This is a genomic window from Pseudomonas sp. WS 5411, from assembly GCF_012985595.1.
Lineage (GTDB): Bacteria > Pseudomonadota > Gammaproteobacteria > Pseudomonadales > Pseudomonadaceae > Aquipseudomonas > Aquipseudomonas shahriarae.
Map to the genome: position 1 here is coordinate 33,538 of NZ_JAARMC010000014.1, position 12,439 is coordinate 45,976.

Annotated in this window: 15 protein-coding genes; 4 read left to right on the top strand and 11 right to left on the bottom strand. The window is 61.4% G+C overall.

The features are described 5' to 3' along the window. Positions 1-90 precede the first annotated feature (90 nt). A complete protein-coding gene (locus tag HBR93_RS18560; RefSeq protein WP_057439589.1) occupies positions 91-984 on the bottom strand; it encodes an AraC family transcriptional regulator in 894 nt (297 codons plus the stop codon). A gap of 182 nt (positions 985-1,166) precedes the next feature. On the opposite strand from HBR93_RS18560, the gene HBR93_RS18565 reads away from it, so the two are divergent. Further along, entirely contained in the window at positions 1,167-2,219 is a 1,053-nt protein-coding gene (locus tag HBR93_RS18565; RefSeq protein WP_115128744.1) for an NAD(P)-dependent alcohol dehydrogenase, read from the top strand. Here HBR93_RS18565 and HBR93_RS18570 read toward each other — a convergent pair whose 3' ends face one another. Both HBR93_RS18570 and HBR93_RS18575 read right to left on the bottom strand, forming a co-directional pair. After that, positions 2,220-3,023 (bottom strand): IclR family transcriptional regulator, encoded by an 804-nt coding sequence (locus tag HBR93_RS18570; RefSeq protein WP_115128745.1) that lies wholly within the window; start codon positions 3,021-3,023, stop codon positions 2,220-2,222. 71 nt (positions 3,024-3,094) lie between these two features. After that, positions 3,095-3,574 carry a GNAT family N-acetyltransferase gene (locus tag HBR93_RS18575; RefSeq protein WP_057439591.1) on the bottom strand — a complete coding sequence of 160 codons (480 nt, stop codon included), beginning with the start codon at positions 3,572-3,574 and terminating at the stop codon, positions 3,095-3,097. 184 nt (positions 3,575-3,758) lie between these two features. Here HBR93_RS18575 and HBR93_RS18580 point away from each other — a divergent pair, with 184 nt between their 5' ends. The 3 genes from HBR93_RS18580 (at position 3,759) to HBR93_RS18590 (ending at position 5,705) form a co-directional block, all read left to right on the top strand. Then, positions 3,759-4,967, top strand: a complete 1,209-nt coding sequence (locus tag HBR93_RS18580) for an MFS transporter (protein WP_169960812.1) — start codon at positions 3,759-3,761, stop codon at positions 4,965-4,967. An 85-nt stretch (positions 4,968-5,052) separates the two neighbouring features. After that, positions 5,053-5,391, top strand: a complete 339-nt coding sequence (locus tag HBR93_RS18585; protein ID WP_057439593.1) for a hypothetical protein — start codon at positions 5,053-5,055, stop codon at positions 5,389-5,391. Positions 5,392-5,444: 53 nt separating this feature from the next. Beyond that, a complete protein-coding gene (locus HBR93_RS18590) occupies positions 5,445-5,705 on the top strand; it encodes a hypothetical protein (protein WP_057960387.1) in 261 nt (86 codons plus the stop codon). A 65-nt stretch (positions 5,706-5,770) separates the two neighbouring features. On the opposite strand, the gene HBR93_RS18595 is transcribed toward HBR93_RS18590, so the two are convergent. From HBR93_RS18595 to tmk, 8 genes are all read right to left on the bottom strand, one after another. After that, positions 5,771-6,508, bottom strand: coding sequence for a class I SAM-dependent methyltransferase (locus tag HBR93_RS18595; RefSeq protein ID WP_169960813.1), 738 nt, complete (start codon positions 6,506-6,508; stop codon positions 5,771-5,773). A 7-nt stretch (positions 6,509-6,515) separates the two neighbouring features. Further along, positions 6,516-7,082: a DUF1285 domain-containing protein gene (locus HBR93_RS18600; protein ID WP_057439594.1), complete on the bottom strand. Its 567-nt coding sequence runs from the start codon at positions 7,080-7,082 to the stop codon at positions 6,516-6,518. Between the two features lie 16 nt (positions 7,083-7,098). After that, positions 7,099-7,704, bottom strand: coding sequence for a DUF4823 domain-containing protein (locus HBR93_RS18605; protein ID WP_057439595.1), 606 nt, complete (start codon positions 7,702-7,704; stop codon positions 7,099-7,101). Between the two features lie 74 nt (positions 7,705-7,778). Next, entirely contained in the window at positions 7,779-8,747 is a 969-nt protein-coding gene (locus tag HBR93_RS18610; RefSeq protein WP_057439596.1) for a radical SAM protein, read from the bottom strand. 139 nt (positions 8,748-8,886) lie between these two features. After that, on the bottom strand, positions 8,887-9,540 hold the full coding sequence (locus tag HBR93_RS18615) for a TetR/AcrR family transcriptional regulator (protein WP_057439597.1): 654 nt from the start codon (positions 9,538-9,540) through the stop codon (positions 8,887-8,889). Between the two features lie 425 nt (positions 9,541-9,965). After that, positions 9,966-10,748: a TatD family hydrolase gene (locus HBR93_RS18620; RefSeq protein WP_120733904.1), complete on the bottom strand. Its 783-nt coding sequence runs from the start codon at positions 10,746-10,748 to the stop codon at positions 9,966-9,968. A gap of 65 nt (positions 10,749-10,813) precedes the next feature. Further along, complete coding sequence (locus tag HBR93_RS18625) at positions 10,814-11,800, bottom strand: DNA polymerase III subunit delta' (protein WP_057439598.1); 987 nt, start codon at positions 11,798-11,800, stop codon at positions 10,814-10,816. Further along, positions 11,793-12,425 carry a dTMP kinase gene (gene tmk / locus HBR93_RS18630; RefSeq protein ID WP_057960391.1) on the bottom strand — a complete coding sequence of 211 codons (633 nt, stop codon included), beginning with the start codon at positions 12,423-12,425 and terminating at the stop codon, positions 11,793-11,795. The genes HBR93_RS18625 and tmk overlap by 8 nt, the downstream gene beginning before the upstream one ends. Positions 12,426-12,439 lie beyond the last annotated feature (14 nt).

A 12,439-nucleotide genomic window follows, 5' to 3' on the forward strand; every position in this document is an offset into this window, starting at 1 on the left:
AGGCTCCCAAATGGGAGCCTTTTTTTATGGGCGACTCGAGTCAATGTGGGCTTGCCTGCTCGTTCCCCCGCTCCGCGAGGGAGCGATCATCTATGCTGCTCGCTCTTCACCCGGGTTGCGCAGGAAATAGCGCTTATATTCCCGACTGAACTGCGACGTACTCTGATACCCCACGTTATGCGCCGCCTGCGCCACACCCATGCCTTCTGCCAGTAACAACTGCTGGGCCTTGAGCAGGCGCAAGCGCTTGAGGTACTGCACCGGCGACAGCAGGGTGCAGCGCTTGAAATGCTCATGAAACGTCGACGCACTCATATGCGCATAACCGGCCAGGGTCTCGATGTTCAGCGGTTCGGCGTAATGGGCATGCAGGTGATTCAATGAGGTGGCAATCCGCGAGAACTGCCCCTGCTGTTCCACCAGCGCCCGCAGCACATCGGCCTGTGGCCCGCGCAAGGCGGTGAACAGTAATTCCCGCACCCTCGCCGGTCCCATGATCCGGGCTTCCAGTGGATCGTGCAGGCACTGCAACAGCCGCTCGACGCAACCGCGCATCGCGTCATCGAGCACCACCGAGCTCATCGACTCCAAGGTCTGCGCCGCCGGCGGCGGGCCGGCCTGCATACCCATAGCCATCACCAATTCGCCCAGCACCACCCGATCAATGCCTACGGTCACGCCATACAGCGGGGCATCGGCGGCCATGGCAAACGTCTCGCATTCGAACGGCACCGGCATCGCCTGGATCAGGTAATGCCCGGCGCCGTACTCCAGGGTGCGCGGGCCCAGGTAGGCGAGCTTGCTGCCTTGGGCCACGAACATCAGACTCGGCTCATAGATCTGCGGCCCGCGCGCCACGTCGCAACTGGCGCGCAGCACCTGCACGCCTGCCAGGTGGGTCGGGGAGAAACCGTCGCAGGGCGTAAGCCCCTCAATCAAGGAAACCAGCGTGGCGTTGGCATCAAGATGGCGGGTCAACAACATGGCAAAAAACTTCGCGAAAAAGGGATAGGAACATCATCGCAGGTCTGGCGGCCAATGAATCCAATCCACGGGCACTCCCGGACGAATAGGCATGAGACTCGGAGCATTTGCCATGTTCGCCCACAGGGTCGACGCGCAGAATTCGCCACCTCTCCCGTCCACGCTTTTGCGAGGTTTTCACCATGTACACTGCCATCGGTTATGCCGCCCAGTCGGCCACCACTCCCCTCGCCCCCATGTCCTTCGAGCGCCGTAGCCCACGCGCCGATGACGTGGCGATCGAAATCCTGTACTGCGGCGTCTGCCACTCCGACATCCACCAAGCGCGCAACGAATGGGGCATCGCCGTGTACCCATTGATGCCGGGCCACGAGATTGTCGGCAAGGTCACTGCCGTCGGCGCCAGCGTCACCGCCCATAAGGTTGGCGACCTGGTCGGCGTGGGCTGCATGGTGGATTCGTGCCGCCACTGCGAAGCGTGCAAATCGGACCTGGAGCAATACTGCCTCGAAGGCCCGACCATGACCTACGCCACCCCGGACCGGGTAGACGGCAGCAACACCATGGGCGGCTACTCCGACAGCATCGTGGTCAGCGAGCACTTTGTGGTGAAGATCCCGGCCAAGCTCGACCTGGCCAGCGCCGCGCCGATCCTCTGCGCGGGCATCACCACTTACTCGCCACTCAAGCACTACGGGGTCAAGGCCGGCGACAAGGTGGGGGTTCTCGGCATGGGCGGCCTGGGCCATATGGGCATCAAGTTCGCCAAGGCCATGGGCGCCGAAGTGACGCTGTTCACCCGCTCGGCGAACAAGGCAGAAGAAGGCCGACGCCAGGGTGCCGATCATGTGATCGTGTCCACCGATGCCGAGCAGATGAAAGCCGCCGCCGGCAGCTTCGACTTCCTGCTGGACACCATTCCGGTGCAGCACGATCTGAACCCCTACCTCGATGTTCTGCGCTTTGACGGCGTGCATATCCTGGTAGGTTTGATCGAACCGGTCGACCCGCCGGTCAATGCCGCCAAGCTGGTATTGGGCCGTAAAGTCCTGGCCGGCTCGCTGATCGGCGGCATTGCCGAAACCCAGGAAGTCCTGGATTTCTGCGCCGAGCACGGCATTACCTGCGAAATCGAAATGCTCGATATCCGCCAGATCAACGAAGCCTATGCGCGCATGATTGCGGGCGACGTGAAGTACCGCTTCGTGATCGACATGGCCACCTTGAAAGCCTGATCAGGCCTTCGCGCCCAACTCCGCGGACAGCCGCGCTGCGACCTGCTTGACCAGGGGGATCAGCTCGGCCATTTTTTCCAGCGGCATGTAGGGCACCGTACTGGCGATGCTGATGCCGGCGACAATCCGCCGGCTGGCATCGCGCACCGGTGCGGCGACGCAGCGGATCGACGGCTCGTTGTCTTCCAGGTCGAATGCATAGCCACCCGCCACGTATTCACGCATACGCTGCTCAAACTGCTCCCAGGATTGCTCCGGGTGCTGCGGCCAGTGCAGGTTTTTCCCGCCTACCGGCAAGCTGACCTGATACAGGCGCTGCCACTCCTCTTGCGAGTCATCGAGCAACAAGGCCTTGCCGATCCCGGTACGTGCCAGGGGCATGCGGTGACCGACCCGCGAACGCATTTCCGGACCATTGCGCCCGGGGTTCTTGTGCAGGTACAGCACATCGTCGAACTCGCGGATCGCCAGGTGGATGGTGTCGCCGGTCAGCGCCGACAGCTCGTCCAGATAGGGTATCGCCAGCGTCACCAGCGGCAGCTCGTCCCGCGCCTGGAAGCCCAGCTCGATCAGCTTCGGTCCCAACAGGTAACCGACTTGCGGCACCACTCGCAGGTAGCGCTCATCCACCAGGCAACTGGCCAGGCGGTGGGTGGTGCTGCGGGTGGTGCCGATGCGCCGGGCGATTTCCTTGAGGTCACGCGCGCCGGCCGCCACCGCCTGCACCACGCCCAGGCCGCGCAGCAGGGTCTGGGTGCCCGTGGGCGCGGGGTCTTTGGCGGGAATGGGTGGGTTTTCCTGCATGTAGGGCCTATCTAGAAATGCGAAAGCGGCGGCCATTATGGCAAATGCCAGGCCCCAAGACAGGGCCGATCTCAGCCCTGGGCAAAGTCGCGCAATGCGTCGCCTTCCATACGGTACCGCACCCATTCTTCCTGGGGTTGGGCACCGATGGACTTATAGAAGGCAATGGCCGGCTCGTTCCAGTCCAGCACGCTCCATTCAAAGCGCCCACAACCATTGTCATAGGCGATCTTGGCCAGGTGGCGCAGCAACTTCTTGCCCGCCCCGCCGCCGCGCTGCTCCGGGTTGATATACAGGTCTTCCAGGTACAGGCAGTTGCTGCCCAGCCAGGTGGAATAGCTAAAGAAAAACACCGCAAAACCAATCGGCAAGCCATCACGCAGGCAGATCAGGCCATGGGCAGTAGCGCCTTCGCTGAACAGGCTGCGCTCGATGTCCACCACGCTGGCGATCACTTCGTGGCGGGCTTTTTCGTACTCGGCCAGTTCAGTGATGAAGGTCAGGATCTGCGCAGCATCGCTGGGCACGGCGGGACGAATCTCGATGGTCATGAACAGGCCTGCGGCTAAAAAAGAAAGGACACATACTAAGGCCCTTTGATGACCGCTTGCAGGGTTTTATGCAGGTGATTACTCCGCCCTGCAGCAATGTTGGCACCGGTAACCACAGAACAAACCGGGCGGTAGCGCATGGTAAAAAGTCCGCCATAAATCCAACAGACGCCCAGGTTCGCCCATGCACCCCACTGCTCCGGTTGGCGGAAAGCTCTTCGCCTTGTTGTGCCTTGCCAGCTACCTGCTGTCACTGTCGTACGGTTCGACGTTTTTGTTATCGCTGCTGATTGATTCCAGAGGCGGCAATGAGCATGACGCCGGCAGCGTGATCTCCATGGCGATGCTCAGTACGTTTATCGCGGTGATTGTGTCCGGGCACCTGGCCGACGCCCTGGGTGCCGCGCGCGCGATTGCCTGCCTGGGGAGCCTGCTGGTGGCCGCCTGCCTGGGCTTTGCTCTGACGCCGGGTTTTGGCCAGGGCCTGATGCTGTTCGGCCTGGCCCTCGGGCTGGGCTGGGGCGTGTTCTATACCCTGGGCCCGATCATCGTGGCGATGCTGGTGCAGCCCAGCCAAAGAGCCCAATATTTCGCCTGGCTGTCGGGCAGCATGATGACCGGCATCGGTTCGGGCCCCTTGTTGGGACGGGCGGCCAGCGCCCTGGGCCTGCCCCTGGAAACCGCGTTTTATATCGCGGCCCTCGCAAGCCTTGTGGGCGTGCTGATCTTCTGGCGCCTGGGCAGCCATCTCCAGCAACAACCCAACTCGCTGGGCGCCGGCGCCGTCTCGAAAATCTCCTGGGCCAGCACCCGGCGTGTGCTGGGGTCCAAGGCGGTGTTCGCGATCATCATGGTCGGCCTGGGCGGCTGTGTATTTGGCGGGCTGTCGAGTTTCCAGACCAGCTACGCGGCAAGCCATGGGCTGGATTATTCGCTGTTCTTTCTGGGCTTCATGGGGGCGGCAATCACCAGTCGTTTGTTGATTGCCAGCTTTGTGGTCAGGCGCGATGCGTACTGGTCGGCCTGTGTGTTGTCTGGGTTGATGGTGGTGTCGATCCTGCTGTTGAGCTTCGGCGTGCATGACAGCTTCAGCTACTTGCTGGCGGCCGTTACCTTGGGGGTCGGTTACGGCCTGACCTATTCGGTGATCAACGGCCTGGCCGCCAATGAAGCGCCGAACGCCAGCACGTCCCAGGCCTTGCTGCTGTTCAGCCTGTCGTACTTTATAGGCGTCTTCGGCTTCCCGCTGCTGGCCGGCAAGCTGATCGTCGAGCAAGGCGTACCGACCCTACTGGCGAGCGTACTGGGCATCGCCTTGCTCAACTGGCTGATTACGCTGGCGCGCTTGATCTGGCGCCGGGTTGCCAAACACAAAATCTTACAGGTGAGCTGACACCGTTCGTCGTGATCCAGGCACCAACAATAAGGGCGGGCAGACCAACCTAAGGTAAGGACTTTATTCCTATGGAGGCTCCACCATGAATACTTCCAAAGTGACTGCCCTCGCCCTCGCCGGTTTGCTGTCTGCGGTATCTCTAGGCAGCTTCGCCGCATCCGACCCTTCCACCGGCAAGACCGACCCGATTGGCAGCCCGCCCAACCCTGCCACCCAAGAGAGCAAAGACTCCATGGGCACCGGCCTGGATACCAATGGCGGAGCCATCATCCAGAACGGTGCCGACCCACGCACCCAAGGCAATGACGGCAACCGCCAAGGCCTGGGTACCGATGTGGAGAACGGCAAGATCGGCCCCGGCAAGAACGCCGCCCCGAGCGGCAACGATGACAACCTGCCCGGCGCACCGAAACAACCTTGACCCCTTGACCGACAGACGAACACTACCCCACCACTGACCCTGAAGAGGTATGCATGAACGTCGATAAAAACCTGGAGAAAGAAGTCCTCACCCGCCTGCTGCACGCGCACCCGAACGGTTTGGGTAAGGAGGTGCTGGATAACTACCGGGGCGAAAAAATCGTGGCCAGCACCCTGGCCACTCTTCAGGAGCGTGGACTGATCAAGGAAGGCCACGTGACCTGCAACGAGGCCGGCGAACACGCGCTGCACCTGCCGATCAAACTGACGGCCTCTGGCGTGGACGCCGCCCGCAAGCTGGAAAGCCAGCCGTAGCGGCTGTCGAGCCCTGGCGAGGCTGCGCTTGAGTGCGCAGCGCTCGCCCTTTCGCCAGGCATCACCTACAGCGTTGGGCGTTGCGCAGCCACCAGCAACATCATCGGCCGCTCCAGCTCCTCCGCCAACTCTGGCCGGGCCACAAGGTCCGCGGCACTCGGGCCCCATTCTTCAATATGGCTCAGGCTCAAGCCTGCTTTGATCAACATGTTGAGCAGCGTGCCCAGGGTACGGTGCTGCTTGATCACACCCTTGGCCAGCCAGTCGGTGACCCGTGGCCCTTCCAGTTGATAACTGTCCAGCGGCCAGCTTTTACGCCCTTGCTCATCGACCTGCCAGCCCGGTTGCCGGGGCGCCATGAAGATCGGGTGCTCGATGGAGAAAACCAGCCGTCCTCCCGGCTTCAGGGCTTTATGAATACGGGCAAACAGCCCGGGTAGATCGGCGATGTAGTGAAAGGCCAGCGAGCTGTAGGCCAGGTCATAAGCCGCATCGGGCAGATCAAGCTGCTCGAGGTCGGCAATGGCATAAGTAATGGCCGAGGATGAAGTCATTTCCTTCGCCCGCGCCAGCATCTTCTGTGAGACGTCCAGCCCCAGCACCTGTTCGGCGCCCTGTTCCTGGGCCCAGCGGCTGAACCAGCCATAACCACAGCCCAGGTCCACCACCTTCAATCCCTGCATCAGCGGCAACAACGCCTGCAACGCGGGCCATTCCGGCGCACCTGCCAACCCTTGCAGGGAGCGGCCCATTTGACTGTAGCCCGCGAAAAAGGCTGGGGTATCGTAGATATTCTGCGTCACGCCGGTATCAATCCCTGGGTTCCAGGCCTATCGGAAAGAACACCCCGCCACTCCAGATGCCCAGCCAACTCTCGCCGTCGATCAGGCGCGTCACCGCCAGCTCCACCATCTGGTAGAACACGTTGCGATGAACCAGTGCTTCAAGGTTGTTGCGCACCCGCACGTAGGGCGACGGTTCCTGGGTCTGCGGATCAATCACCACCCGCAACGGGTGTTCGGGGCCGGCTTCGATGACGTCTTCGACATTGGAGGTAAACCGCAGGAGTTGGCTTTCGCCCTGCCCCTCGACCTCCATCGACACCGCCACAAATGGCGCGTCATCTACCTTGATCCCGACCTTTTCCACCGGAGTGATCAAAAAGTAATCATCGCCATCGCGGCGGATGATATTGGAGAACAGCTTGACCATCGGTTTACGCCCGATGGGGGTGCCCAGGTAGTACCAGGTGCCGTCGCGGGCGATACGCATGTCGATATCGCCACAGAAATCCGGGTTCCACAGATGAACCGGAGCCGGTCCCTTGCCCTTGGGCAACTGTGCCAACAAATCATTGGCCTTGGCCGAACCCGTCATGCTGTTCTCCTTTGAATTACTGGTCGCTCATGCCCAGCAGGCTGCGGGCGTATTGCCGCAACGGTGGGCCAAGCAAATCTTCGGGTTTATTGTCGTGGAACGTCAGTAAACCGCCACGACTGCGAATCCGTGCAGTATCAATCAAATATTGGGTGCTGGTCTCGATCAACATAATCTGGATCACGCCACTGTCGACACCCAGCCGGTCCAGGGCTTCCTGGTCGGCCCATTCATCTGCATTGCCAATGCGATCATCAGCCTTGGCGAACCGCGTGTACAACAGGTAATGGGCACCTGCTTCACGGGCTTCGGCCATGGCCTGCTCCAAACCTTCCGGGGCGCGGGCGCGGCGGACCATGGGGAAGTATTCGATAAAACCGTTGAAGGCCTCTTCGGCCACCACATTGGGTCGCGGGTAGGCACTGCCCGGCGGCGTGAACGCACCCTGGGCGATAAACACAAAGGAATCGGGCTGAATGCGAACCGAGTTGGAACGACGTGTGTCGCTGTGGTCCAGCAAACCGGCATCGCTCATCTGATAGCGAGTGCCTTCGGCCATATCGCTGACTGTCATGCAGCCACCCAGCGCAAACGACGCCAGCAACAAAACCAGACTACGCATCCTATCCTCCAGAAGCCGGTGACGGAAAACCGGCGAATGGGCACGAGATGCAGATTTTGCGCCAGCTTGCCTGGCTAGCCGCCAATGATCTTCATCACCGTCGCCCCGCCCGAAAACGCCACTTCCTGCTTATCGCCCAAGGCCTTGACCAGCAAGCCCTGTAACGCCGGCAAGGCCTGATGACGCGGCTTGTCCAACAAGTCGCCGACATAGTGGCGGTTGCTCGAAGACAGACAGCCGTGCAGCCAACCTGTGGAAGACAGGCGCAGGCGTGAACAGGTTCGGCAAAACGGCACGCTTTCATTGGCGATCACGCCGAAGTAGCCCTGGCCGGGAATTTCATAGCGCACGGCCGTGGCATCCACCGGGGCGTCGGCCTGCAGGTATTCGTGATGTTCGCCAATCAGGCTCAACAGTTGTTGCAGGCTGACAAATTGCTGCAGGAAGGCGTTGGAGTCGCTGGCCAGGTGGCCCATGCGCATCAACTCGATAAAACGCAATTCATAACCGCGCGCCAGGCAATACTCCAGCAGCGGCATCACCTGGTCGAGGTTCTGCCCGCGCAGCGGCACCATATTGACCTTGATCTTGATCCCCGCCGCACGCGCCTGGTCCATGCCATCGAGCACCGTGGCCAGGTCGCCGCCCCGGGCAATCCCGCGAAAGGCATCGGCATCCAGGGTGTCGAGGGACACATTGATACGACGAATGCCGGCATCCACCAGCAGTGGCAACTTGCGCGCCAGTAACTGGCCATTGGTGGTCAGGCTGATATCACTCAAGCCCATCTGCCCGACGGCCTGCATAAAGGTTTCGAGCTTGGGGCTGACCAGCGGCTCGCCGCCGGTGATCCGCAGGCGATCAATGCCCGCTGCCTCGATCAGGTAGGCCACGCCACGCGCCATGGCCTCGGCCGAGAGTTCGTCCTGCGCAGCCACCAGCCGCTTGCCGTTGGGCACGCAGTAGGTACAGGCATAATTGCAGGCTGAGGTCAGGCTGATCCGCAAATTGCGAAAACGCCTGCCTTGACGATCAACGATCATGGATCACTCCGGCAGAGGATAATTCGGGCGCGCTAAAACCTGACTCATAAATCAGATTTTAGCAAGGTCCTTGCCTGAGTATATTCCTGGGTTATCACATACGGCAGTAAATCAGCCGGCCATTGCCCGGATGAATGCCTTAGGTGGCAGGCGTCTCGGGGTTAGGCTGGTCGCTGCTGTGCTTGCGCTTGTTGCCCATGCGCACGCCGATGTCCATCAGGAATTGGAAGAAGCCTTCCTGATCTTCCAGCACATTGCTCCAGAATGGCGAGTGGTACAGCGCCACGGCGCCATGCACCAACGCCCACGCGGCGCAGTAATGGAAGTAAGGCGGCACGTCTTCCAGCTTGCCTTCGCTGATCCGGCCTTTGATCAGCAGGGTCAGGCGTTCGAAGTTCGAGGCACGGATCTTGTGCAGTTCCTCGACCATTTCCGGCACCTGGTGGCCCTTGACCACTTTTTCTTCCAGGCGGTCAAACAGGCGGTAACGCTGCGGGTCCCGCATGCGGAACTCAAAGTACGCCCGGGACAGGGCTTCCTTGTCCTTGTCGACATCGGCCGAATGCAGCAACTCGTTCAAATCGCGCTCGTAGTCGAGCATCAGGCGCAAGTAAATCTCGGCCTTGGATTTGAAGTGCTTATAGATCGTGCCTTTGCCGATACCCACGGCATCCGCAATCATCTCGACGGTGACGCTGTCTTCACCCTGTTCGAGGAACAATTTGAGCGCGGTGTCGAGAATTTCCTGCTCACGGCGGCGAAACTCACGGACCTTACGGGGTTCTTTGTGCATAGAAAGAGGTCTGCAGAGGTCAGTATTGGAAGGGATGAGCGTGCCGATGACGGAACGTTTTACCCGGTGCGAGGGATTATCCCGACTGCACGGTCGTTGGGCAACGCCTATATGAACAACCCATACACTAAACTTACAGCACGCCAACGAATCAGGCGCTATCGGTCAGAAATAAAGCATAGATTCGCACGATGTACTGCCGCCCATGAGAACTCAAGCGAAGCGGATGTATTCCAAATCTGTTTAAAAAACGACCAGAAGCGGCTGGACTGCACGGGATACTGATCAATACTTCATCTGTCGGTGTGACATCTCCCCCAAGTGACACACCGATATGGGTACCAACGGACCGCGTATCCTTGTTTACTCCTAATGGTCTTAGCCCGGATTCACCCCCCAGAACCCGGGTTTTTTTTGCCTGGGATTCAGCGAACGTGGGCCAGCGGGAACAGACGCTTGAAGTTGGCGGTGGTCTGCTCGGCAAAACGCTCCACCGACTCGCCGCGCAGCATTGCCAGGTAATCCGCCACATCCCGCACATATTCCGGCAGGTTGGGTTTGCCGCGATGGGGGATCGGCGCCAGGTAGGGTGAATCGGTCTCGACCAGCAAGCGATCGGCCGGCACCTGGCGCGCCACGTCCCGCAGGGCCTCGGCGTTGCGGAAGGTGACGATGCCCGACAAGGAAATATAGAACCCCAGGTCGAGGGCCGCCTTGGCCATCTCCCAGTCCTCGGTAAAACAGTGCAACACACCCGCCTGGGGCAGAGCGGCTTCGCGCAGCAAGGCCAGGGTGTCGGCGCGGGCGCCGCGGGTATGCACGATCACCGGCTTGCCGGTCTGCTGCGCCGCTTGCAGGTGCAGGCGGAACGAGGCTTGCTGCAACTCGGCGGCTTCCGGCTCGTAGTGGTAGTCCAGGCCGGTCTCGCCAATAGCCACCACCCGCGGGTGATTGAGTTCGTCCAGCAGCCACTCAAGGGCCGGGGCTTCACCGGGCTTGAGGTCCAGGGGGTGGATGCCCACAGAGCAATCCACATCGGCATAGCGTTCGGCCAGGGCCTTGACGTCGGCGGCGTTCTCGGCGCTGACGCCAATGCACAGGAAGTGCCCGACGCCACGCTGACGCGCAGCGTCGAGGGCAGCGTCCAGGGAGCCGTTGTGGGCGGCGAGGTCGAGGCGATCAAGGTGGCAATGGGAATCTACGAGCATAAGAAGTTACAACTTGCGTCACAGGAAGTGTCTGGCCGACAAAACATCCTTCGGCCCCGAAAATATCAACGTCGACCGAGCAGCCCGACCCACTGCACCAGCAGGGCCTCAAGCAGCAGCACCCGGTTCAGGTTGGCCTTGCCCAGCACCTTCTGGCGTTGGGCGAGGATCCAGTCCTGGATGTTCAATACCTTGTCCTGGGCACTTTTCTGCGCCAGGTATTGCACCACCTTGCGCATGTCCATCAAGCCCAGGCCGTTTTCGTCCTGGGTCAATTGGTAGCGCAGGATCAGGCTGGACCAGTCGCAGAACCAGTCAAACAGCAGCAACAGCGGCACGTCTTTCCAGCCTTCGGCCAACTGCGTGGCAGACTGCTCCTGCTTGAGCAGCTTCTTCACCCCGTCGACCACCAGCGCACGCTGCTCGCGTACGCCCTGGGCCTGCAGGCTGACCGCTGCCAAGGGCGAGCCGGCTGCCAGGGTCAGCAATTCGACCCGCTCCTGCTCAGTGCATTCGGGCAAGGCCTGGCCCAGCCACTGCAAGCTCATGGCCTCGCTTGGCAGTGGGCAGGCCTGTTGCACGCAGCGACTGCGAATGGTCGGCAGCAGACGACTGGACTGGTGACTCACCAGCAACAACACCGTATCGCCAGAAGGCTCCTCAAGGCTCTTGAGCAAGGCGTTGGCGGCGTTGATATTCATCGACTCCACCGGCTCGATCAATACCACCTTGCGCCCGCCCATCTGCGCGGTCTGCACCACGAAGCTCACCAGGTCGCGCACCTGGTCGACCTTGATCGCCTTGTCCGCCTCCTCCGGTTCCAGCACGTAGTTGTCCGGATGGCTGCCGGCCTTGAGTAGCAGGCACGACTTACAGTGCCCGCACGCCTCCAGCCCTGCCGGCTGCTGGCAGAGCAGGCGGGCCATCAAGCGCTCGGCCAGGGCACGCTTGCCGATGCCTACCGGCCCATGGAGCAGATAGGCATGGGCGTGCTGGGCACGCCCGGCCAATTGCTGCCAGAGGCTGTCCTGCCACGGATAGGCTTCAGCCACGGTACAGCTCCAACAGTTTGGGGAGCAGCTCATCGATGGCCCGCTGCACCTGTTCCAGGGGCTGAGCGGCATCCAGCAGGCAGTAGCGCGACGGCGCGGCTTCGGCACGCTTGAGATAGGCCGCACGCACCGCCTCGAAAAAGGCTCGGCCTTCCAGCTCGAAACGATCCAGGCGCCCACGGGCGCTGGCCCGGGCCAGGCCGATGTCTACCGGCAGGTCGAAGACCAGGGTCAAGTGCGGGCGCAGGTCGCCTTGGACGAAGGTCTCCAGGGTCGCAATGCGCTCCAGGGACAGGCCGCGGCCAGCGCCCTGATAGGCGTAGGTGGAATCGGTGAAGCGGTCGCAGATCACCACCGCGCCCCGGGCCAGCGCCGGGCGAATCACTTCGGCCAAGTGCTGGGCACGGGCGGCAAACACCAGCAACAGCTCGGTGTCCGGGTGCATGACCTCGTCGCCAGTGGCCAGCAGCACCTCACGGATCTTCTCGGCCAGGGGCGTGCCGCCAGGCTCGCGGGTCAGCAGCACCTCGATACCTTCAGCCCGCAAGCGTTCGGCCAGGTATTCACGGTTGGTACTCTTGCCAGCGCCTTCCGGGCCTTCCAGGGTAATAAACAAGCCAGTCACAGGCAGTCCTTAGT